Origin of the sequence: Azonexus hydrophilus (assembly GCF_905120355.1) — a bacterium.
Taxonomy (GTDB): Bacteria; Pseudomonadota; Gammaproteobacteria; order Burkholderiales; family Rhodocyclaceae; genus Azonexus.
The window spans coordinates 25,523-48,596 of sequence record NZ_CAJHOB010000019.1; the positions used below are offsets into that span (position 1 = coordinate 25,523).

Annotated in this window: 20 protein-coding genes; 10 read left to right on the plus strand and 10 right to left on the minus strand. The window is 60.5% G+C overall.

What is annotated here, in order from left to right:
• The first annotated feature begins 1 nt into the window (after position 1).
• Both JYJ39_RS12865 and xerD read left to right on the plus strand, forming a co-directional pair.
• Positions 2-478 carry a methylated-DNA--[protein]-cysteine S-methyltransferase gene (locus tag JYJ39_RS12865; RefSeq protein WP_205204842.1) on the plus strand — a complete coding sequence of 159 codons (477 nt, stop codon included), beginning with the start codon at positions 2-4 and terminating at the stop codon, positions 476-478.
• On the plus strand, positions 456-1,370 hold the full coding sequence (xerD, locus tag JYJ39_RS12870; protein ID WP_205204844.1) for a site-specific tyrosine recombinase XerD: 915 nt from the start codon (positions 456-458) through the stop codon (positions 1,368-1,370). Before JYJ39_RS12865 ends, xerD begins: the two co-directional genes overlap by 23 nt.
• A gap of 65 nt (positions 1,371-1,435) precedes the next feature.
• Here the strand turns inward: xerD and JYJ39_RS12875 are convergent, their stop codons facing one another.
• Entirely contained in the window at positions 1,436-2,752 is a 1,317-nt protein-coding gene (locus tag JYJ39_RS12875; protein ID WP_240189659.1) for a sigma-54 interaction domain-containing protein, read from the minus strand.
• Between the two features lie 310 nt (positions 2,753-3,062).
• Between JYJ39_RS12875 and ccoG the strand changes: the two genes are divergently transcribed.
• Positions 3,063-4,469, plus strand: coding sequence for a cytochrome c oxidase accessory protein CcoG (ccoG, locus tag JYJ39_RS12880; protein ID WP_430622480.1), 1,407 nt, complete (start codon positions 3,063-3,065; stop codon positions 4,467-4,469).
• 62 nt (positions 4,470-4,531) lie between these two features.
• On the opposite strand, the gene JYJ39_RS12885 is transcribed toward ccoG, so the two are convergent.
• Both JYJ39_RS12885 and JYJ39_RS12890 read right to left on the minus strand, forming a co-directional pair.
• Positions 4,532-4,747 carry an RNA-binding S4 domain-containing protein gene (locus JYJ39_RS12885; protein ID WP_205204848.1) on the minus strand — a complete coding sequence of 72 codons (216 nt, stop codon included), beginning with the start codon at positions 4,745-4,747 and terminating at the stop codon, positions 4,532-4,534.
• A gap of 1 nt (position 4,748) precedes the next feature.
• Positions 4,749-5,441: an aldehyde dehydrogenase family protein gene (locus tag JYJ39_RS12890; RefSeq protein WP_205204850.1), complete on the minus strand. Its 693-nt coding sequence runs from the start codon at positions 5,439-5,441 to the stop codon at positions 4,749-4,751.
• A gap of 244 nt (positions 5,442-5,685) precedes the next feature.
• Between JYJ39_RS12890 and JYJ39_RS12895 the strand changes: the two genes are divergently transcribed.
• Complete coding sequence (locus JYJ39_RS12895; RefSeq protein WP_205204872.1) at positions 5,686-6,414, plus strand: IclR family transcriptional regulator; 729 nt, start codon at positions 5,686-5,688, stop codon at positions 6,412-6,414.
• A 45-nt stretch (positions 6,415-6,459) separates the two neighbouring features.
• Here JYJ39_RS12895 and pbpG read toward each other — a convergent pair whose 3' ends face one another.
• From pbpG to JYJ39_RS12925, 6 genes are all read right to left on the minus strand, one after another.
• Positions 6,460-7,500, minus strand: coding sequence for a D-alanyl-D-alanine endopeptidase (gene pbpG / locus JYJ39_RS12900; RefSeq protein WP_205204852.1), 1,041 nt, complete (start codon positions 7,498-7,500; stop codon positions 6,460-6,462).
• 118 nt (positions 7,501-7,618) lie between these two features.
• The gene (locus tag JYJ39_RS12905; protein ID WP_205204853.1) at positions 7,619-9,898 is read right to left on the minus strand and encodes an NADP-dependent malic enzyme; all 2,280 of its coding nucleotides are present in this window, start codon (positions 9,896-9,898) and stop codon (positions 7,619-7,621) included.
• 90 nt (positions 9,899-9,988) lie between these two features.
• Positions 9,989-10,471, minus strand: coding sequence for an OmpA family protein (locus JYJ39_RS12910; RefSeq protein WP_205204854.1), 483 nt, complete (start codon positions 10,469-10,471; stop codon positions 9,989-9,991).
• Positions 10,464-11,030 carry a GGDEF domain-containing protein gene (locus JYJ39_RS12915; RefSeq protein WP_205204855.1) on the minus strand — a complete coding sequence of 189 codons (567 nt, stop codon included), beginning with the start codon at positions 11,028-11,030 and terminating at the stop codon, positions 10,464-10,466. The genes JYJ39_RS12910 and JYJ39_RS12915 overlap by 8 nt, the downstream gene beginning before the upstream one ends.
• Positions 10,919-11,743 carry a CHASE sensor domain-containing protein gene (locus JYJ39_RS12920; protein ID WP_205204856.1) on the minus strand — a complete coding sequence of 275 codons (825 nt, stop codon included), beginning with the start codon at positions 11,741-11,743 and terminating at the stop codon, positions 10,919-10,921. Before JYJ39_RS12920 ends, JYJ39_RS12915 begins: the two co-directional genes overlap by 112 nt.
• Positions 11,740-12,318, minus strand: coding sequence for a YfiR family protein (locus tag JYJ39_RS12925; protein ID WP_205204857.1), 579 nt, complete (start codon positions 12,316-12,318; stop codon positions 11,740-11,742). Before JYJ39_RS12925 ends, JYJ39_RS12920 begins: the two co-directional genes overlap by 4 nt.
• 143 nt (positions 12,319-12,461) lie before the next feature.
• On the opposite strand from JYJ39_RS12925, the gene queA reads away from it, so the two are divergent.
• The 6 genes from queA (at position 12,462) to JYJ39_RS12955 (ending at position 18,740) form a co-directional block, all read left to right on the plus strand.
• Complete coding sequence (queA, locus tag JYJ39_RS12930) at positions 12,462-13,523, plus strand: tRNA preQ1(34) S-adenosylmethionine ribosyltransferase-isomerase QueA (RefSeq protein ID WP_205204858.1); 1,062 nt, start codon at positions 12,462-12,464, stop codon at positions 13,521-13,523.
• Positions 13,513-14,622, plus strand: coding sequence for a tRNA guanosine(34) transglycosylase Tgt (tgt, locus tag JYJ39_RS12935; RefSeq protein ID WP_205204860.1), 1,110 nt, complete (start codon positions 13,513-13,515; stop codon positions 14,620-14,622). Before queA ends, tgt begins: the two co-directional genes overlap by 11 nt.
• 39 nt (positions 14,623-14,661) lie before the next feature.
• On the plus strand, positions 14,662-14,988 hold the full coding sequence (yajC, locus tag JYJ39_RS12940; RefSeq protein ID WP_205204861.1) for a preprotein translocase subunit YajC: 327 nt from the start codon (positions 14,662-14,664) through the stop codon (positions 14,986-14,988).
• A gap of 72 nt (positions 14,989-15,060) precedes the next feature.
• Positions 15,061-16,944: a protein translocase subunit SecD gene (gene secD, locus JYJ39_RS12945; RefSeq protein ID WP_205204862.1), complete on the plus strand. Its 1,884-nt coding sequence runs from the start codon at positions 15,061-15,063 to the stop codon at positions 16,942-16,944.
• A 15-nt stretch (positions 16,945-16,959) separates the two neighbouring features.
• Positions 16,960-17,910 (plus strand): protein translocase subunit SecF, encoded by a 951-nt coding sequence (gene secF, locus JYJ39_RS12950; RefSeq protein ID WP_205204863.1) that lies wholly within the window; start codon positions 16,960-16,962, stop codon positions 17,908-17,910.
• A gap of 134 nt (positions 17,911-18,044) precedes the next feature.
• Positions 18,045-18,740: a Crp/Fnr family transcriptional regulator gene (locus JYJ39_RS12955; RefSeq protein WP_205204864.1), complete on the plus strand. Its 696-nt coding sequence runs from the start codon at positions 18,045-18,047 to the stop codon at positions 18,738-18,740.
• Positions 18,741-18,806: 66 nt separating this feature from the next.
• Here JYJ39_RS12955 and JYJ39_RS12960 read toward each other — a convergent pair whose 3' ends face one another.
• Positions 18,807-23,045 carry a choice-of-anchor K domain-containing protein gene (locus JYJ39_RS12960; RefSeq protein WP_205204865.1) on the minus strand — a complete coding sequence of 1,413 codons (4,239 nt, stop codon included), beginning with the start codon at positions 23,043-23,045 and terminating at the stop codon, positions 18,807-18,809.
• Between the last annotated feature and the right edge of the window lie 29 nt (positions 23,046-23,074).

The window sequence follows — 23,074 nt, forward strand, 5'->3', positions numbered from 1 at the left end:
CATGCCCGGGTCGTACCACGCCATCGTCGCCGCCCCCGGTTTCTGCCTGGGGGTATGCGCCGCAGAGGCCGCCGTCACAGCCGTCGATTTCCTTGAACCCTGCCCGTCGCAGGCCCCGGAAACACCACTGGCCGCCGAAGTGGTGCGCCAGCTACAGGCCTATCTTGCCGACCCGCGCAGCACCTTCAAGCTGCCGTTGCAGCCTGCCGGCACTCACTTCCAGCGCCGGGTGTGGGCACAGATTGCCGCCATTCCGTGTGGGCAGGTGGCAACTTACGGACAGCTGGCCAAAACCCTGACCAACGCCCCCCGGGCGGTAGGCCAGGCCTGTGGCGCCAACCCTTATCCGGTCGTGGTTCCCTGTCACCGGGTGATTGCCACCGGTGGCGGGCTGGGGGGCTTTGCCAATGCCCGCGGTGGATTCCTGCTTGCCGTCAAACACTGGTTGCTGACGCATGAAGGCCACCTCCCTGCGTAACGCCGACCAGGATGAAATCGACCGCTTCTGCGATGCCTTATGGCTGGAAGACGGTCTAGCCAAAGCTACGCTCGACAGCTACCGTTCCGACCTTTCCCGCCTGGCCGCCTGGCTGCAGACGCAGCATCTGGAAACCTTGCTTGATGCCCGCAACGAAACACTGGCTCGCTTTATCGGCGTCCTGGCGCAGGAAACCCGTGCCAGTTCGCAGGCCCGCTATCTCGCTAGCCTGCGCCGCTTTTACCGCTGGCAGGTCGCCCGTGGCCGCCTGGCGCTGGACCCCAGCCTGAAACTGGTCAATCCTGCCCGCGCCAGCCGCTTGCCCAAAACCCTGGCCGAACGTCAGGTGGAGCGTCTGCTTGCCGCCCCCGACCTGTCCACGGCGCTTGGCCTGCGTGACCGCGCCATGCTGGAGACCCTGTATGCCACCGGGCTGCGCGTATCCGAACTGGTCAGCCTGCAACTTTTCTCGCTCAGCCTCACCGATGGCGTCCTGCGCGCACTGGGCAAAGGCAACAAGGAACGGCTGGTGCCGCTAGGCGAACAGGCCATCGACTGGATCAGCCGTTATCTCACGGAAGCGCGTCCCGCCATTCTTGGCGCACGGCAGAGCGACGACCTGTTCATCACCCAGCGGGGCGCCGCCATGACCCGCCATGCGTTCTGGCACCTCATCAAACGCTATGCAGCCACCGCCGACATTGCGGCAGACACACTTTCGCCGCATGTGCTGCGCCATGCCTTCGCCACCCACCTGCTCAACCACGGTGCCGACCTGCGTGTCGTGCAACTGCTGCTCGGCCATGCCGACATTTCCACCACCCAGATCTACACCCACGTCGCCCGCGAACGTCTGAAAAGCCTGCATGCCCAGCACCACCCGCGCGGCTGAATGCGGTGGGCAGACTCGACCAGACCAAGGGGGCGCCCTGCCGGTCGCAAGACACTGCTCCCCGGTCAGTCGAGTTTTTCCAGCTTGCGGTAAAGCGTTCGCGTACTGACCCCCAGCTGGCGTGCCAGGCTGTCCATGTCACCCTGATGCTGCCGACGTACCCAGGCCAGATAGCGGTTTTCCACTTCATCCAGGGAAACGAGGCGATCCAGGGCAAAGCCGTTACCGGGCAGGCAAGGCGCTGCGGCAGGCAGGGTATCGGCCATGGCCGTCAGATGCTCAAGCTCAATGCTGTTGCCGTCCGCCAGCAGCGAAGCTCGCTCAATCAGATTCCGCAACTCGCGGATGTTGCCGCGAAAACGCTGCTGCGTCAGCCAGACAAGCGCCGCCGGACTGAATGCCCGATTTTTCTTGCGATCGACCCGCCCGAGCAGCGAATTTGCCAGCAACGGAATGTCGCTGCTGCGTTCATGCAGCGCTGGCGTATGAATGGGGAAGGTATTGATGCGGAAATACAGATCACGGCGGAACGTCTCGGCTTCCACCATCGCCGCCAGATCCCGGTGTGTTGCTGAAATCAGGCGAAAATCCACCGGCAACCAGTCCACTCCACCCACCCGCCGGTAAGTCCCGGTTTCCAGCAGACGCAGCAACTTGACTTGCAGATTCAGCGGCAACTCGCCAATTTCATCGAGAAACAGGGTGCCACCGGATGCCGCCTCGACCAGCCCCTGCTTGCGGTGACTGGCCCCCGTAAAAGCGCCTTTCTCATACCCAAACAGCTCAGCTTCAAACAGGGTTTCCGTCATGCCGGCGCAGTCCACCGCGACAAACGGACCATCGGCACGCGAACTGGCTTCGTGAATGGCAGTCGCCACCAGCTCCTTGCCTGTCCCGGTCTCCCCGAGCAGCAAGACCGCCGCATCCGCTGGCGCCACCCGCATCATCTTGTCCAGCATCGCCACGAATGCCGGCGAGCGCCCCACCAGCCCCCGCGCCGCCGCCTGGCTACTGGCTTGACGAACGATGCGCATGGTTTCGACAAAATAGGCAATCGCACCACTTTCATCGCGTACCGGTGAGGTTTCGACGATGACGTGCTCTTCCCCGGTCGGCGTGTGGTGCAGGTGCAGCACACGCTGTGGCTCCCCTGCTTCCAGGCTCATTTTGAGCGGGCAGGATTCCCCCGCCAGATCGCACGGCACATTGAAGCGATGCGACACCTCATAACAGGCCCGGCCGCTGATTTGCCGCCCACCGCCAAACTCGCGCACATACGCCGCATTGGCAGCAATTATGCGGTAATCGGCATTCATCACGATGCGCGGCTCGGGCAATCCATCGAGAAATGAAATGAGTTCCGCAAGAAAGTGCGATGTCAAAGTTGTCACCCCAGCCAAATAAACGCGCCAATTCTGTCACGTTACACAAAACAAGCCAACAACACCCCTGCAAATAGAAGACAAGCCAATGATTCAATTCGAAAAAATATAAAAACAAAAGCTGGCACGCTAATTGTTATTACTTCAACGGAACCCGGGAAACGCCTCCCACAGCTGACAGAGTTCCCCTGATTCAGTCAGCCGGCGGCGCCACCCAACCCGCTGCATTCCCCCTTGGTTTGCCCCGCAGGCTTGCTTCATGCGACGGGATGGACGGTGCACTCGGGTTCCAGCATGCATCTTCAACGGAATGGAAATGAACGCAGAACATAAAAACCCCAGGCAAGCCGCAGAAGTTTCTTTCTACGAAAAGCGCAAGAAAATTCACGCCAAGCGTGTGCGTGGATTCTTTGACAACTGGCGCGTCGCCCTGGTCATCATCACCCAGCTCATTTTCTATGGCACCCCCTGGCTGATGTGGAATGACCGCCAGGCCATCCTCTTTCACCTGGTCGAGCGCAAGTTCTATATCTTCGGCCTGGTCTTCTGGCCACAGGATGTGATCTACCTCGCCATCCTGCTCATCATTTCAGCCTACGCGCTGTTCCTGGTCACAGCAGTCGCCGGCCGCCTGTTCTGCGGCTATGCCTGTCCGCAGACGGTATACACCCAACTGTTCATGTGGATTGAAAACTGGATCGAAGGCGACCGCAATGCCCGTCTGAAACTCGACAATGCCCCGATGAACGCACGCAAATTCCGCCTGCGCGCCAGCAAATTCCTCCTCTGGGGGGCACTGGCGCTATGGACGGGATTCACTCTGGTGGGTTATTTCACCCCCATGCACGAGTTGATCGACAACGTACTCAGCAACAACCTCGGCCCCTGGGAAACCGTGTGGATCTTCCTCTACGGTGGCTTCACCTTCCTCTTCGCCGGCTTCATGCGCGAACAGGTGTGCAAATACATGTGTCCGTATGCCCGCTTCCAAAGCGTCATGTTCGACCCGGACACCCTCATCATCACCTACGACCCGGAGCGCGGCGAACCGCGCGGTGTGCGCAAGAAAAACACCGATGCGAGCGCGCTCGGCGACTGCGTGGCCTGCGAACAATGTGTCGTCGTCTGCCCGACCGGCATCGACATCCGCAACGGCTTGCAGTACGAATGCATTGGCTGCGCCGCCTGCATCGACGTCTGCGACCAGGTCATGGACAAGGTGGGTCTGCCCCGTGGCCTGATCCGCTACTCCACCGAGAATGCGATGCAACACAAGCTCGATCACAAGAGCGTGCTGTCACACATCATCCGGCCGCGTATCTTGGTCTATACAGCCATCCTCATCCTGATCACGCTGGTCGCCGGCTATTTCCTGGCGCATCGTATTCCGCTCAAGGTCGATGTCATCCGTGACCGTTCCGTACTGACCCGCGAAGCCGATGATGGCAGCATTGAAAATGTATTCATGCTGCAGATCATGAACACTTCAGAAGAGGCGCAACGCTACAAGATCACGGTGGACGGCCTGAACGGCGCACGCATTGCCGGCGCCAGCGAAGTTGATGCTGATGCCGCCGGCCTAACCTCCTTCAACGTCGTGGTGGCAGCACCGCCCGATGCCGGCAAGCGTGGCTCGAATCCGATCCATTTCACCATTACCTCCGAACAGAACCCGGAGATCACCCTGCGGGAGAAAGCCTCTTTCCTCCTGCCCTGACGCCAAACAGGGCAGACTCCGCTTGGGCGGGCGCTGGTCGCCCGCCTTTTTTTGTCTACGCGTCAGGCACGCAACATGATTTGCGTGCCAGCAAATGCCACCTGCTGACCTGGGCGCAGCTTGGCCCGCTTGCGGGTTTCCACCACACCATCGACACGGATCAGCCCAGCTTCCACCGCCGCATGCGCAGCCCCGCCGGAAGCACACAGCCCCAGCACCTTCAATAACTGGTCAAGCTGGATGTATTCACCGCTGACCACGAATTCATGCGCGGCCATTTCAGTTCAGAACAACGAAATGTGTCGCATGACGAGCGGCCAATTCGGCCACGGGCCCCCGCAAAACTTCCTCTCCCGCGAACAGCAGCGCATCGGCACCCGCCGTACACAAGCCTTCAATGGCGGGGCCATCACCATGCAGAACATTGAGCACACCGGCAGGAAACTCGCAGCGGCTGGCCAGTTCACACAAGGCAAAGGCAGCAGACGGTGCTTTCGGGCTGGGCTTGATGACCACGGTCGCCCCCGCCAGCAGCGCCGGCGCCACTTTGGCGGCAGCAAGGAGCGGCCGCTCGGCACCAACGACCAGGCCAAGAACCCCGGATTGCCCCAACTTGTCGGCGCGCAGCACCTGTACCGCCGCCACAACTTCAGCTTCGGCATCTGCCTGCGCCACACCACGATCTGCCATCAGCAATTTGGCAAAATGCCCGCTGTAGCCTTCCAGTGCGGTCGCCAGCTGGGCCAGCTTGTCCTGCCGGCCGCTCAGCCCCAGCCCTGTCCAGATCGCCGCCGCATCTCGGGCCGCGGCAAGCGCCTGGGCTGATTCCTCGGCGCCGCACAGTGGAACCCGATGCTGCGCCACACCGGTAACAGGGTTGACCACATCAAACAACTGGTTGCCCACGGTCAGACAGGCACGTCCGTTGATCCAGAGGGGAATGGCCAGCGGGCCGTCGTGTGCGAGTTCCATTGTCTTGTCCTGTATGCCTGACAGCCCTTCCAGCCAGCCTTTCAGGCAGCGGAGGCAAGTTCGGCCTGTGGTAATATTGCAGCGCACAAAGTTGCGCAACCGACTATGCTACTCAAAGTCCCCGCATAAAGGAATCCTGTTGTCAGCCCACTTGTCAGCCCACGCCAAGGCAACCCCAGTGAAACCCGTAGCAAGCGCGAACAAGGGCAGCAAATCAGCCGGCTCGATCCAGGTGATCGAACGCATGATGTCGTTGCTCGATGCACTCGCCGCCGTACCCGACACCGCCAGCCTGAAACAACTGGCCAGCGCCACCGACCTGCACCCCTCGACGGCCCACCGCATCCTCGCCGCCATGTGTCAGGCGCGCTTCGTCGAGCGTCAGGATGCCGGCGCCTACCGCCTGGGCATCCGCCTGCTGGAGTTGGGCAGCATCGTCAAATCGCGCATCAACCTGCGCGATGTCGCACTCCCTTTCATGCAGACTTTGCACGAAAAGATCGGCGAATCGATCAATCTGGGCATCCGTCACGAAGATGAAATCGTCTACCTCGAACGCACCTCCTCCGGCCGTTCGCTGGTGCGCGTGGTGTACCTGGTCGGCGGGCGTGCCCCCCTGCATCTGACATCGCTCGGCAAACTATTCCTGGCCGCCGACGGCTTGCCCAAGGTCCGTGAATATGCCCGTCGCACCGGCCTGCCCGGGAAGACGCCGCACTCCCTGACTCAGCTTGATGCGCTGGAAAAGGCGCTGGACAAGATACGCCGGCACGGCATCGCTTACGACGACGAAGAAGCCGAGCTTGGCCTCAGATGCGTCGCCGCGCCGATTCATGACGAAGAAGGCAACATCGTCGCCGCCCTGTCCGTTTCGGCCCCAACCGATCGCCACGACCCGACCTGGGCGACCGAGGTAAAACTCACGGCCAATGCCGTGTCGCAAGCGCTGGGCTTCCGCGGCCACAGCAAGTAAAACGGGCTGCCGCAGCAGCCCGTAAACCTGTCGATGCCCCCGCGCTCAGACGGGGCGAGCCCCCTTCGTCAGCGAGGCACTTTCCATCCAGCGTTTGATGCGATTGGCGTCGCCCACCCGCGTCATCTTACCCTGCGAGTCGAGTAGAACAATGACCACCGGCTTGTCCGCAACCCAGGCCTGCATGACCAAACAGCGACCCGCTTCGGAAATATAGCCCGTCTTTGACACGCCGATCTGCCAGTTCTCGCTGCGAACCAAGGCATTGGTATTGCCGAAATTCTGAATGCGGCCATTCAGTTCCACCTTGGCTTCAGCCGTGGTCGAGAACATGCGGATTTCGGGATAACGTGCAGCAGCCGTCACCATGCGCGCCAGATCGTGCGCCGTCGAGACATTGTTGCTCGACAGACCGGTCGGCTCTTCAAAGCGACTGTCAAACATGCCCAGCGAACGTGCCTTGCGATTCATGGCCGCAACAAAAGCCGGCAAACCACCCGGATAATGCCGCCCCAGTGCATTGGCTGCGCGATTTTCCGACGACATCAAGGCCAACAGCATGGCGGTTTCCCGGGTCATGGTCGTGCCCACCGGCAAACGCGAACGGGTGCCCTTCAGATCATCAATATCGTCGTGGCTGATGCTGATGATTTCATTCAAATCGAGTCCGGCATCAAGAACGACCATGGCCGTCATCAATTTCGAAATCGAAGCAATCGGCAGCACCGCATCCGGCTGTTTTTCGACCAGCGCCTTGCCCGTCGTTTGATCAAGCACCAGCGCGGCCGAGGACTGAATGGCCAGATGGGCCGGATCATCACTCACCGCGACGTGGCGCACCGGATTGGCCGATTTTTGCGCAACCTTTTTCTTGGTTGTTGTCCGGTTTGCTGTTTTCTTCTTGCCCGAAGAGGACTTGGCCGATTTTGTCGCCGGCTTCACCGCCTGTTTTTTGCCAGCCGTTTTCTTGGCAGCCGGCTTCACCGCACCTTTTTTTACTGCCGCCTCATTTTTGGCGGAAAACGCAGGCAACGGGCTTGCCATCATGGTACAGGCGGCCAGGAAGGCCAGAATTGTTCGCCGCATGGTGTGCTCCTGAAATCTGCGCCAAATTTTAACGAAGTTTACTCTTTGACGCAGATATTTCAATCAAACCATGGCGATAGAAACATTTATTGATGTCTTTTCTCAGAAATTCCAGCACTTAGCCGGCATCCACCACCGTCAGGGCCGTCATGTTGACGATGCGCCGGACCGTCGCCGTCGGGGTCAGGATGTTCACCGGCTGCGCTGCACCGAGCAGGATGGGGCCCACGGTGAGGTTATCGCCAGCAGCCACCTTCAAAAGGTTGAATGAGATATTGGCGGCGTCGAGCGTCGGCATCACCAGCAGGTTGGCCTGGCCTTTCAGGCGGGAATTGGGAAAGGCCGCCTGGCGAATTTCTTCGTCCAACGCCGCATCCCCATGCATCTCGCCTTCCACTTCCAGCTCTGGCGCGCGGGCGCTGAGGGCCGCCAGCGTCGCCCGCATTTTTGCTGCGGTCGGTGTATTGGCGGTCCCAAAGGTGGAGTGCGAAAGCAGCGCCACTTTTGGCGTGATGCCGAAATTGCGAATTTTTTCCGCCGCCATCAAGGTCATGTCAGCCAACTCATCGGCGGTGGGGTCATAGTTGATGTAGGTATCGCCGATGAAGACGGTGCGCCCTGGCAGCATCAGCAGATTCATTGCGTAGAAATGATCCACCGCTGCGCTGGTGCCGATGACATTCTGCACGTATTCACGGTGTGTTTCGTGCCGCCCGAATGTGCCACAAACCAGACCATCCGCATAGCCGAGACGCACCATCAGCGAGCCATAGAGCGTGTTGCGGCGACGCACTTCACGGCGGGCAAAATCAGGCGATACCCCTTTGCGTTCCATGAGGCGGTGGTAAGTCGTCCAGAACTCTTCGTAATGGGCATCGAAAAACTCGCAGTTTTCCGAATGCACCACTTCAAAATCGACACCTTCGCGAATGCGCAGACCGGCCATCTCGATCCGGCGAGCTATTTCGGCATGCCGCCCGATCAGGATCGGCTGGGCGATCCCCTCGTCGCGGATAACCTGCACCGCGCGCAACACCCGCTCGTCCTCGCCTTCGGCAAAGACGATGCGCTTGGGCGACATCCGGGCCTGGGCAAAAACCGGCTTCATGATGAGGCCGGAGTGGTAAACGAATTCATTCAAGCTTTGCAGGTAAGCATCCCAATCGGTGATCGGGCGCGTGGCCACGCCGGAATCCATGGCTGCTTTGGCAACGGCTGGCGCAATCTTGACAATCAGGCGGGGATCAAATGGCTTGGGAATCAGGTATTCCGGACCAAAACCGGAAATCCGTTCACCATAAACGGAGGCCGCCATGTCCGGCTGTTCGGCGCGGGCCAGTTCGGCAATCGCCTTGACCGAGGCCATTTTCATCTCGCCGGTAATCGTCGTTGCACCGACATCGAGCGCGCCACGGAAAATATAAGGGAAGCACAGAACGTTGTTCACCTGATTCGGGTAATCGGAACGCCCGGTGCAGATAATTGCGTCGTCACGCACCGCCTTCACTTCTTCCGGCAGGATTTCCGGCCGTGGATTGGCCAGTGCCATGATCAGCGGCCGCGCCGCCATCTTTTGCACCATCTCGGGCTTCAGCACACCACCGGCAGACAACCCGAGAAACACGTCAGCACCGGCGATGACTTCGCCCAGGCTGCGCATCTCGCTGGCCTTGGCATAGCGCGCCTTGATCTCATCCATTTCTTCCACCCGGCCTTGATAGACCAGACCATGAATGTCGGTGACCCAGATGTTTTCCACCGGCGCTCCCAGCAGCACCAGCAGGTCAAGGCAGGCGAGTGCCGCCGCCCCCGCGCCGGAAGCCACAATCTTCACTTTGGACAGATCCTTGCCGATCAGGTGCAGGCCGTTGAGGATGGCTGCGCCGACAACGATTGCCGTTCCATGCTGGTCGTCGTGGAAGACCGGAATCTTCATCCGCTCGCGCAGCTTCTGCTCGATGTAGAAGCACTCGGGCGCCTTGATGTCTTCCAGATTGATACCGCCGAACGTTGGCTCCAGCGAGGCGATGGCTTCGATCAGCTTGTCCGGATCGCGCTGTTCAATCTCCAGATCGAACACATCGATGTTGGCAAATTTCTTGAACAAGACCCCCTTGCCTTCCATCACCGGCTTCGCCGCCAGCGGCCCGATTGCCCCCAGGCCCAGCACCGCCGTGCCATTGGTGATGACTCCGACGAGATTGGCGCGCGCCGTCAGCTGACTGACCGCAGCGGGATCATTGACGATTTCCTCGCAGGCAAACGCCACCCCCGGAGAGTACGCCATGGACAGGTCATACTGATTGGTCAGCTGTTTGATGGGCGTGACCGCAATTTTTCCCGGCTTGGGATGACGGTGGTAGTGCAGAGCGGCTTCGCGCAATTGTCGGGGGTCCATGGCATCTCCGTTTCGCAATATGAAAGCGAGTTTTGATTAGCGGTAAATCATAACAGGAATACACCGCCCGGTCAGCCGCCAGCTAGCGCTTCAGCCCCCGATGACCAGCACCACCCGGCGATTTTGCGCCTTGCCGCTCTCGCTGCGATTATCCGCGACAGGAAACTCGCTCCCCAAACCACGCACCCGGATCTGATCGGGCTTCATGCCCGCCGCCCGCATCCGCTCGGCCACAGCTTCCGCTCGCCGTTGCGACAGCTGCTGATTCTGGCTGCGCGAACCAGTGGCATCGGTATGCCCATCGACACGCACTGCCGTGATCCCCGCCTGCATCAACTGGTGCGTGATGCGATACACCGTCTGCTTTGCCTCTTCCGTCAATTCTGCTTCGTTGCTGCCGAAGAGCAGTTTGTCGGAAGCGCTGAACACCCAGTCATCGGCGTCCTGCACGAACCCCACCTCCTTCAGGGCCGCCACCTGCTGCTCGGTGAGATTACCCACTTTTCCCGGCACCGACTGACAGGCTGCCAGACACAGCAGCACCAGGCCCAGCAGTACGTTGAGCTTACTCATCTTTTTCTCCCCCATTCTCTGTTGCTCCGGAAAACACGACATACCGGCCACGACCTGCGCGCTTGGCGGCATACATGGCCTGATCGGCATACTTCACCCAGCCCGCCAGGGTGTCATTCGGCGCAACCGGCAAAAAAGCCACGCCCACACTGAGCGATGCCTGCAAAGTCGCACCCTCCGGCAAACCAATCGGCTGCCGCATGCCATCCATCATGCTCTGCGCAATCCGCTCGGCCTGCGTTGGATCATCCAAGGGGTAAAGCAATGCGGCAAATTCATCGCCGCCCAGGCGCGCCAGCAAATCGTCTTCCCGCACCCGGGCACGCAAACGCCGGGCGATGGCGTGCAGTACGACATCACCTACCTCATGACCATGGGTGTCATTGATCGACTTGAAATAATCGACATCAATGAAAAAAAGTGCCGCCATACCCGTCCCATGCCCCGTCAGCAAACTGATGACTTCAGTTGCCTGCGCTTCAAAACAGGCGCGGTTGCACAAGCCGGTAAGCGCATCATGGTTCGCCTGATAGGCCAACTGCTCCGCATGATCGCGCATTTTTCCCTGCCACAGGGGGTGAGCTCCCGGAACAGCGCGGCCACGTCCTCGGACAAGCGCTGCACCTCACTGATCCGTGCCGGTTCAAGCTGGGCATCGAAACGATGCTCGCGCCGCGCCCGTGCAGTCACCTCGGCCAATCTGCGCAAAGGACGGACAATTTGCGAACTGTCCCGCCGCGACAGGCGCGAAGCGACCCAGATGCTCGTCCCGAGCGCGAAAATGCCACAGGCAATAGCCACCAGAATGAAGCGCAGCAGATCATGCCCGGCGCCATGCAGCCGTACCGAGCCGACCAGTCTGCCGCCATGCCGTATTTCCGCCACCGCAGGCTGATCAATGAACAGGCCCGCAAGCAAGCGCTCACCGACATACCATAAGCTATCGTCCAGCTCCTCCCAATGCGCAATGACCTTGCCGGCATGATCAAGCACGTACGCAGCTGCCAAGGAACGGTTGGCCGTAATCGAACGCAAATCCTCGGCGGCCGCGTCAGCATCACCAAACACCACGGCTGCTCCAACGGTGTAAGCCACCGAGCGGGCCGACAAGTGAAGATTGTCGAGCATGTAGAAGCGCAGCATGAACAGGCCGAGAACGAACAGAAAGAGGCTGGCCAGCGTCACCGCCAGCAAGGCCACCCGCATGTTGGCAACGTGCAGGACCTCCTGCAGCGGCCGCGTCCGCAGCATAGGTAACGCAGGCGAACTCATGGCGCCACCTGGCGAGGCTGCGCCCGGGCACCGGGGCTGCTCTTTTCCGACGAGGTTTCCTGCCGACGGCGAACCAGTTGCAGCACTTTCGGGCTGATGCGCACGCTACCGCGTGAAATCGCATCGAGATTCGCCAGCAAGCCAATCTCACCATCGGCTGCATGCAGGCAGAACATGCTGCCCGCGGTACATTCCAGGTCGCCTTCCGTCACACTCAGGAGCGGCCGACCGCTCGCCATCTTGATCACCTGGCGCTGCAACGCCAGCGGCAACGCCCCCATGTAGATGATGTCACAGCCATTTTCCCAGCCCGCAGACAGATCGGTGACATCGCGGATCAGCAGCTTGCGATCGAGCAGCGGCGCAAGGCTGGCCCCATTCCCCGGCAGATAGGCCAAATAACCAGCAGTACACAGGCGGAAATAGCTCGGCTCCACCGGCCAGCGCGCATAACCGATGATGCCGGCGAGCGTGCGCCCAGTCTGCACACCCAAGTCGGCTGCCAGTACTGGCCGCCCTGGCAGCCCGGAAAGAAGAAACGCGCACAACAGCGTCAGAAGGCGAAAAAACGACACGACAATCCTGGGCAATAAATATGAAATGTCATACGACAGGACCACATCATAGTTCCAGTCGCGGCAACAGACAATTTCAGTTTCCCGTATCATGGCGCTCTTCCCGGACTTAAACCCCTGCCCATGCGTAGGCCCTTGCAGCCATGACGTCGCTGACCGTCGACGATTTCGACTTCTTTCTTCCTCCCGAACTCATTGCCCAGCACCCTGCCCCGCAGCGTGGCGGCAGCCGTCTTCTCACCGTGCGCTCCGGCACCGCTGGCTGTGTACTCGACGACCGCCAATTCACTGACTTGCCAAGCCTCGTCCGGGCGGGCGACCTGCTTGTTTTCAACGACACCCGCGTCATCAAGGCGCGCTTCTTCGGCAACAAGGAAAGCGGGGGCCGGGTCGAAGTCATGCTCGAACGCATCCTCAACAACCGTCAGGCCCTGTGTCAGATCCGCGCCAGCAAAGCCCCAAAAACCGGCACCCGCCTGCGTCTAGCCGACGCCTTCGATGTCGTGATGAGCTGCCGTGCCGGTAGCGATAACGACCTGTTCGTACTCGACCTGATTGATCAGGACAATTTCTGGGAAGTCGCCGAAACCTGGGGCCAGCTGCCCTTGCCGCCCTACATCGAACACCCGGCCGATGCCGGTGACGAAACGCGCTACCAGACAGTGTATGCCCGCGCCCCGGGGGCGGTCGCTGCTCCCACTGCTGGCCTGCACTTCAGTCAGGACATGCTGGCAAGCCTCGCCCAGCAAGGCGTTGCCAGCGCCTTCGTCACCCTGCACGTCGGCGCCGGCACCTATCGCCCGGTGCGCGTGCACAACATCGCCGAACACCGCATGCACAGTGAGCGTTACGAGATTCCGACAACCACCGCTGCCGCCGTCGCCACCACCCGCGCCCGCGGCGGACGGGTCATCGCGGTGGGCACCACCAGCCTGCGGGCACTGGAATCAGCGGCGCAGGCCGATGGCACACTGCTCGCCGGCAGCGGTGACACCGACATCTTCATCACGCCGGGTTACCGCTTCAAGGTGGTCGACCGCCTGCTCACCAATTTTCACCTCCCAAAATCGACGCTGCTGATGCTGGTTTCCGCCTTTGCCGGCCACGCCAGCATCCGCGCCGCCTACGCCCACGCAGTGGCAGAGCGGTACCGCTTCTTCAGTTATGGCGATGCCATGCTTCTCGAGAAATCCGATGCAATTTGAACTTCTGCACACCGACGGCACGGCACGCCGCGGCACCGTGACACTTGCGCACGGACAGGTGCAAACTCCTGTCTTCATGCCGGTCGGCACCTATGGCACGGTCAAAGCCATGACGCCACAAGCCTTGCACGACATCGGGGCGCAAATCTGCCTGGGCAACACCTTCCATCTCTGGCTGCGCCCGGGCCTGGAAGTGATCGCTGCACACCACGGACTGCACGACTTCATGCAGTGGCAGAAACCCCTGCTCACCGATTCCGGCGGCTTCCAGGTCTTCTCGCTCGGCGCCCTGCGCAAGATCAGCGAAGAAGGCGTCAAGTTCAGCTCGCCGCACGACGGTGCCAAGCTCTTTCTGTCGCCGGAAATCTCGATGCAGATCCAGAAGACGCTCAATTCCGACATCGTCATGATCTTCGACGAATGCACACCCTACCCGGCCAGCCACGACGAAGCCGCCAAGTCGATGCGCCTGTCGATGCGCTGGGCCAGACGCTCGCGTGACGAACACGACAAGCTCGAAAACACCAATGCGCTATTCGGCATCGTTCAGGGCGGCATGTACGAAGACCTGCGCGACGAATCGATTGCCGGCCTGTGCGACATCGGCTTCGACGGCATGGCCATCGGCGGCCTGTCGGTCGGCGAACCCAAGGCAGACATGGCCCGCGTACTGGCCCATACCGCACCGCGCCTGCCGGTACACAAACCACGCTACCTGATGGGCGTCGGCACGCCGGAAGATCTGGTCTTCGCCGTCAGCCAGGGCATGGACATGTTCGACTGCGTAATGCCCACACGCAATGCCCGCAATGGCCATCTCTTCACCCGCTTTGGCGACGTCAAGATCAAGAACGCCCGCTACCGCGCCGACACCGGCCCGCTCGATCCGTCGTGCTCCTGCTACACCTGTCGCCAATTCACACGCAGCTATCTGCACCACCTGTTCCGCAACGGTGAAATCCTTGGCGGCATGCTGAACACCATCCACAACCTGCACTTTTATCAGACCCTCATGGCCGAAATGCGTACCGCCATCGAAAACGGGCAGTTCCAGTCCTGGACCAGCCGCTTTGCTACGGACCGATGCAGCGGGCAATGATAGAATCGTCCGCTTCAAAAATTTTTATCTGGAGAAACATTGATGATTAGTCTTGCCTACGCCCAGACTGCGGGCGCTGCCGACGCAAGCGGCGGCTTCATGCAACTGCTGCCGATGATCCTGATGTTTGGCGTGCTGTGGTTCCTGATGATCCGCCCGCAGATGAAGAAGGCCAAGGAACACAAGGCACTGCTCGCCGCCCTGCAGAAAGGCGATGAAGTCGTCACCGGCGGCGGTCTCACCGGACGTGTGACCAAGGTAGGCGAAGCCTACGTGCACGTCGAAATTGCCGAAGGCGTCGAAGTCGTGGTGCAGAAGCCCTCCGTCGTCATCGTGCTGCCCAAGGGTTCGCTCAAGGGCGTGTAAGTCGAGAACGAATAGCCGAGCGGCGCCCCGGAGCGCCGTTCCACTCTCCGTTCTTCACTGGCCCCGCCCACAATGAACCGTTATCCCCTCTGGAAATACATCCTCGTCGCTGTTGCCCTGGTCTTCGGCTTCATCTATACCCTGCCCAATTTCTACGGCGAATCGCCGGCGGTACAGGTCTCCAGCGCCAAGGTCACGCTCAAGATCGATGAAGGCACCCGGGCGCGGGTCGAAAGTGCCCTACAGGCCGCCAGCATCACCCATGACGGCATCCAGCTCGACACGGTCGGCGTCAAGGCACGCTTCAAGGATACCGACACCCAACTGAAGGCCAAGGACGTGCTGGAACGCGCCTTCAACCCGGACCCCACCGATCCGCAGTACGTCATCGCGCTCAATCTGCTCTCCGCATCGCCGCAATGGCTGACCTCGCTGCGTGCCCTGCCGATGTACCTCGGCCTCGATCTGCGCGGCGGCGTGCACTTCCTCCTGCAAGTCGACATGCCGGGCGCCATCACCAAACGTCTCGACTCGACCGCCGCCGACCTGCGCAGCCTGCTACGTGACAAGAATGTGCGCCACGCCGGGATCAGCCGCGACGGCGAACGGATCGTGATCCGTTTCCGTGACGCCGAAACCCGTGCTGCCGGCCAGAAAATCCTGGCCAGCAGCCACGACGACCTGGCACTGGCAGAAGTCGGCCAGGGCGACGATCTGCGTCTGATCGCCAGCCTCAAGCCAGAAGCGCTGAAACGCATCGGCGAGTTCGCCATCAAGCAGAACATCAACACCCTGCACAACCGGATCAACGAACTCGGCGTCGCCGAGCCGGTGATCCAGCAGCAAGGCGCCGACCGCATCGTCGTCCAGTTGCCCGGCGTGCAGGATACGGCCAAGGCCAAGGACATTCTCGGCCGCACCGCGACCCTGGAAATCCGCATGGTCGACGACGGCCCCGGTGCCCTGGAGGCCGGATTGGCAGGCAATGTGCCTTTCGGCACCGAGCTCTACACCGAACGCGGCGGCTCGCCGCTGTTGGTCAAGAAGCAGGTTGTCCTCACCGGCGACCGCCTCACAGACGCCCAGCCGGGTTTCGACAGCCAGACCAACGAAGCCGCCGTACACCTGACGCTCGATTCTGCCGGCGCCCGCATCTTCAAGGACATCACCCGCGACAACGTGGGCAAGCGCATGGCCATCCTGCTGATTGAAAAAGGCAAGGGTGAAGTCGTGACTGCGCCGGTCATCCGCACCGAAATCGGTGGCGGCCGGGTGCAGATCTCCGGCCGCATGACCACGGCCGAAGCCAACGACGTGGCGCTGCTGCTGCGCGCCGGCTCGCTCGCCGCACCGATGGAAATTGTCGAAGAGCGCACCATCGGCCCGTCGCTCGGCGCCGAGAACATCTCGCGCGGCTTCCAGGCCACCCTGTGGGGCTTCGTTGCCATCGCCGTATTCATGATCCTCTACTACGAGGTGGTCGGCCTGATTTCGGTCATCGCCCTGGCCTCCAACCTGCTGCTGCTAGTGGCCTTGCTGTCGCTGCTGCAAGCCACGCTGACTCTGCCCGGCATCGCCGCCATCGCCCTCACCCTGGGCATGGCCATCGACGCCAACGTGCTGATCAACGAGCGCATCCGCGAAGAATTACGTGCCGGCCTGCCGCCGCAAGCAGCCATTGCCGAAGGCTACGAGCGCGCCTTTGCCACCATTCTCGACTCCAACGTCACCACCATGATTGCCGGTCTGGCCCTGCTCATCTTCGGTTCCGGGCCGGTGCGTGGTTTTGCCGTGGTGCATTGTCTGGGCATCCTGACCTCGATCTTCTCCGCCGTGGTCATCTCCCGCGCCCTGATCAACCTGATCTACGGCCGGCAGAAAAAGCTGACCAAAATCGCTGTCGGCACCGTCTGGAAAGAAGGCCTTGCCACCGTCAGCGGCAAGAAACAAGGCTAACGAGGAGCTCGCGCCATGGAATTTTTCCGCATCAAAAAAGACATCCCCTTCATGCGCCATGCGCTGGTGTTCAACGTCATTTCGTTGCTCACCTTCGTTCTGGCGGTGTTTTTCCTGGTCACCAAAGGCCTGCATCTGTCGGTCGAATTCACCGGCGGCACGCTGATCGAAGTCAAGTACGAGCAGAGTGCCGATCTGGAGAAAATCCGCAGCACGCTGGGCAGCAGCGGCTTTGCCGATTACTCGGTGCAGAATTTCGGCTCCTCGCAGGATGTCATGATCCGCCTGCCGCTGCGCGAGGGGGAAGACAGCGCCAAGCAGGGCGAAGGCGTCATGCAGGCACTAGCCAGCGGCGCCCCTGGCGCCAGCCTGCAGCGGGTGGAATATGTCGGCCCACAGGTCGGCCGCGAACTGGCCGAAAACGGTGCCATGGCACTGTTTGTGGTGATCATCGGCATCATCATCTATCTTGCCTTCCGCTTCGAATGGCGCTTTGCGGTCTCGGCCATCATCGCCAACATGCACGACGTCATCATCATTCTCGGCTTCTTTGCCGCCTTCCAGTGGGAATTCTCCCTCTCGGTGCTGGCGGCGGTGCTGGCGGTGCTCGGCTACTCAGTGAATGAATCGGTGGTCGTCTTTGACCGGGTACGTGAAACCTTCAAGAAGATCCGCGGCCTCAGCTCCACCCCGCAGGTGCTCGACCACGCCATCACCAGCACCATCAGCCGCACCATCATCACCCACGGCTCGACCCAGGTCATGGTGCTGTCGATGTTCATCTTCGGCGGTGAAACCCTGCATAACTTTTCACTCGCCCTGACCATCGGCATCTGCTTCGGCATCTACTCCTCGGTGCTGGTCGCTGCCCCGCTGGTCATGTGGCTGGGTGTTTCGCGCGAGCAGTTCATCAAGGCGAAGAAACCCGTCGCCGAAGGCGCCACCGAAGACGGCGCCTGCGTGTAAACGCCAGCGCAGCACAGACAGACTGGCGGTTACGACCGCCAGTTTGCGTTTACGCCACGCCCCGCTACGTTCTTGCAAAACCGGCATCCCCGGGCGACACTCCGGCTTCCTCCACCTACCATCCATCGACAGCCATGCCCGCACTTTCCAACCTGGACATCCCCGCCCTACTCGGACGCCTGCCCCTGTTCTCCAGCATGCTGCCGGAAGAAATCGAGCGCATTGCGCGCGGCACCCGGGAATTGCGCGTCGCCAAGGGCGACATCCTGTTTCACAAGGGTGACCCCTGCCTGGGCTTTCATCTGCTCCTTTCCGGTCAGATCAAGCTGGCCTTCACGTCCTCCCAGGGCAATGAAAAAGTGGTCGAGATCATCACCGCCGGGCAGTCCTTCGGTGAAGCGATCATGTTCATGGACACCCCCTACATCGTGTTCGCCCAAGCGCTGTCGGATGCGCAAATGCTGCACATTTCCAAGACGGCGCTGTACGAAGAACTCGACAACGACCCCAAACTCGCCCGCAAGATGCTCGCCAGCATGGCCATGCGCCTGCACCAGGCCATGCACGACATGGAGGCCAACTCACTGCACTCCGGCAAGGAACGCATCATGAGCTACCTCCTGCGCGAAGTACCACCGCACGAAGCCGGAGCGCGTTCGGGCACCGTGTCGCTGACCACCACCAAGGGTGTCATCGCCTCGCGCCTCAACCTGACCCAGGAACACTTCTCGCGCATCCTGCATGAACTGGTCACGGATGGACTGATCGTCGTCAATGGCCGCAACATCGATATTCCCGACCTGGAAAAAATGCGCCGGGCACTCGGCTGACATCATTGTCACCAGAAAAAACGGGGTGGATCAACATCCACCCCGTTTTGCCCTTGATCGCGAGGATCAATCGGTAATCAGCTTGCCCTTGGTCAGCAGATCCTGAATGATTGCCTGATCGTTCAGCGTGCTGTTGGCGGTCAGATCAACACCCGAGAGGGTGATCTGCTGCAGCACATCACCATTGCCAGTCGGCTTGATGTCGATCACGGTATTGCTGCCAGACTTGCTGAAATGCAGGTAGTCCGTCAGGTTGCCGGTGCCGTTGGCGTGCTGCTCACCGACCAGTAGATCGCGCAGGTCGAGCACATCGCCGCCGGCCGCCTTGGGTGCGATATTGAAATCGCTGATCGTGTCGCGTGCTGGCGCAGCTGCTGTGCCTTGGTCACCGAAGGCCCAGACGAAGGTGTCTGAACCCAGGCCACCGGTCAGGAGATCGTCGCCCGCACCACCACGCAAGGTATCGGAGCCTGCCGCGCCATCAATGGTGTCATTTCCGCCCCCCCCATTGATGATGTCACGCCCGGCACTACCGATGATCTGCTCATCCTGGTTATCGCCGTCATGGATGGCGCCGCTGCGGATCTGGTAGACCCCATTGGTCGCCGACTCGACGATATCCTGATGTGCAGCCAGTTGCTCCAGGCCAAGCTTGGCATAGTCTTCCGGCGAGAACAGTGCGAACTCATCGACGCCGAGCACCTTGTAGGCGGAATCTGCCGCCCCGCTGGCCTTGACCTCGATACGCAGGGAAGCGTGCCCGCCTTGGTCCCAGTAAAGCACTTCGATGCTCTGCAGCCCCTCGTCGATGACCCTGCCGCTAAAGCTATGCGTGGTCGTGGACTGGATGGCATCGCGCCGCGCAATCTCTTCGCCACCGATCAGCACACGGTAGCCATCATCGGCGGTGATCCGGAAGTCGTAGCTGCCGCCCGCCGGAATGGAGATGTAGCCGACCATGCGGATGATCGCATCGGAGGTGTCGCCCAGACCACCAGTCACTTGCAGACTGTCGGCGTTGGTGGCGGTGGTGCCTTGCAGGAAGCGCTGCAGGTTGTTGTCACCCGAGCCGCTACCGGCTTGAGCGCTAATCGTTGTGCCGCCCGCCTGAATCACCCGGTTCTGGCCCAGATCGTTGGAGAACAGTGTGCTCGTACCCCCGACGCTGTTGAAACCGAATTCCAGCTTGTTGGCCGAGAAAGCCGCGTCCGTCGCGGTAGCACTCGAAGAACGTGCACTCCCGATCAGCGTACCATCGCCGTTGCGCCCCTCGATGATCGTTTCAATCTGATTCAGCGTCGTCAGATTGCCACCATTCCGGTCGTCCGCATGAATACGGGTGGCACCGGAATACTTGGTCGTGTCATCGCCGGCCACCCCGGTACGGTTGTCGTTATAACCGAAGTACTCCCCGCCCAGTCCGAGATTGATGCCGGTGATCGTCTGGGCCGTGCTCTCAAGCTGCAAGGTTGCGGGCTTGACGCTAATGGCCAGTGTCGACGACGCCGTATCGCCATCAGTGTCGCGCAAGGTGAATCCGATGTTTTCGACGAACGGGCTAGTGGTAATGGGCGGGGTATAGGTGTAGCTACCATCATCCATATCGATGACGATCTTGCCACCCGCACTGACGTTGCCATTGCGCAAGGTACTGATCGTCCACTCATTGGTGGCCGCGTTGTAGGTGCCACGCGCCGTCCCGCTCACCGTGCCACCGAATCCATAGGCTGTGCCATTGATTTCAACCGAATCGATGCGTCCGCCATCGGCGCCGATACCTGAACCACTGCCCAGGGTGCCGTTAAGCATGTTGCCGCCGAAGTTGACACCGACCGAATCGCGCAGGATCGGTGGCAGCTCGGCAATATCGGCCACGACCACGCTGCTGGTATCAACCTTGCCGACGCCATCGTAGGCGACTGGATTCATCTGACCTGTCGTTGCGCCGGTTCCCATGCCATAAGCAAAAGAATTGATCTGATTGCTCTCGAGGAAGCCCTTCCACAGGGCCTCTTCATTTGCCTGGATGCCCGCAGTCGTCTGGTAGCCGGAGATTTCCGACCAATCCGTCCCCGCATTGGGTGCGCCGTCAGTCAGGAAATAGGACACATTCTTGCCACCCGCAATTTTCCCCGCATCCGCAAAGGCCTTCATTGCAGTCTGCAGCGCAGCATCGTAATTGGTCGAAGTCCCCGGAGCAGTCAAACCATTGACGTAGGCCTTGGCCTCGGCAACCGACACCCAGTTGCTCTGGTACGCCGATGCCGAACTGGAGAAGGTCACGACCCGCACCATCACATCGCCCAGCGCATCGTACTGGTCGAGCATGGTGATGACCGACTCCTTCATGACCTGCAAGCGGGTACCGGCCATGCTGCGAGACACATCGAGCATCAGCATGACGTTGGTGTCCTGCTGCGCAACCTGCACCGTCTGTAATTCCGGCACGGCCTTGGGTGCGTCGTCCTCGACCGCCACGGTCAGCGTGCCGTAACTCACAGCAGACCCATTGCTGATCTTGAGGCTGACATCGAACTTGAGCACATCTTCGACATTCTTCACGGGATGGTCGATCGGCTTGCTCAACACCACCTGGTATTGGCCCTGGCTATCCACCGTGACCCGGATGACCTCTGCGCCGTTCGCCAAACCGATCAGGGTATTCGTGCCATTGCTCGACCAGGTCACCGGCACACCGCCCGAAGTCAATTGCACCGTTGGCGTCCCCAAGGTAACCGACAAGGCACCCTCAATCCCCGGAATCGCCAGCGCACCGGATGTGGTTGCCGCATCGGTTGTGTCCGACACACCCGTGCTATCCGGCACACCACCCGGCAGGCCTTCTTCAGAAACCGTCGCCGTGATGGTCCAGCCCGGGTTGATCACCTGTGGGGTACCGATATCGATGGTCAGGGTGTTGTGCACCGTATCACCATCCTTGTCGGTCACCGTGTAGGTGAAGGTTTGCTTGATCACCTGGCCTGGCTGCAGGCTATCGCGCGTTTCGCGGTTAAGCACAAATTCGTAGCTACCATCCGCCTTCGCAACCATGGTGCCGTACTGGCTACTGAGATCGCCCCAGGCGAAAGAACCCAGACCGTCTGCACCGGCCTCAATCGGCACGGTGCCGGTGATGCTGGGCAGGGAATCGGTGGAGCGCACGCTGCCATAAATATCGAAGACGTTATTTGCCTCTTCGTCGGTATAGATGGCATTGACGATATTGCCGCTCTTGTCCTTGAAGCCCTCCAGTCTGAAGACATAGTGCTGCCCATTGATCTGCACCGTGACATCCTGGGTCGGCAAGGTCACGATATCGCGCGATGCCGGATCCTGCGAACCGTTGGTATTGGGCGTTTCGGTGTGGTCCAGCTGTACCTGGAAGGTAATCGGCGTCACCACCCCGTCAATCACCACGGTCATTTTCATTTCCATGGTGACCTTGTCCAGAGTGGACGAGTTGGCATTGATCGGCCAGTTGTGATGGGTGAATTCGGCCAGTTTGAACACACTGCCCGGCGTCACCACCATGCCATTGCCTGAGAACGCTGCGTTATCCACCAAGCTGTAACCCGACTGCCCATTCCCACTGGCAGAGGTACCCCACATCAGCTTGTCTGTGTATGCATCGCTGTCGGTATTGCTCTGTACAACCTGCCCCGTGCCGGACTCGAACACCGGATTGACCCAACCAGCCTGCAAACCACCAATCATGATCTGCGGTACGTCGACCACGATGTTGCTGACGCTATCGACCCGCAGGGGCATGTCGTCTTCCACGACGACCGTCAGCTTGCCCTGCGTCAGGCTCTGACCATCGCTGACCTGCACCCCGATGTCGAAGTCGAGCACATCCTCTGCGTTCTTGACGGGATGATCCAGCGGCTTGCTGAGCGTGACCTGATAGTTACCCTCGTGATCAATCGTGACGCGAATCGCCTCCTCATTCCCCACCGTACCGATCAAGGTCTGGCTACCATTGCCAGACCATGTGACCGCCTGTCCCCCAGAGGTCAACGCTGCAACCGGCGCCGTCAGGGTCACGACCAGCTGATCACCTTGCGCATCGGCAACTGCCAACTTCCCAACCACCTGTTTCTGATTGGTGCTATCGGAAACTCCATTGTTATCAGGCAGGCCATGCGCCAGCCCCTCTTCGGAAACAACAGCAGTCGCATCGGTAATGGTCGGCGGCGTATTGAAATCGTTGTCGATGATCGTGCCCGTACCGCTCACACCACCAACGGTCAAAATCAGGGTTTCATTCCCTTCAATAGCGGTGTCGTCGATCGTCGGGTAGCTCACCGTGAAGCTGCCTACACCCGCCGGCACCG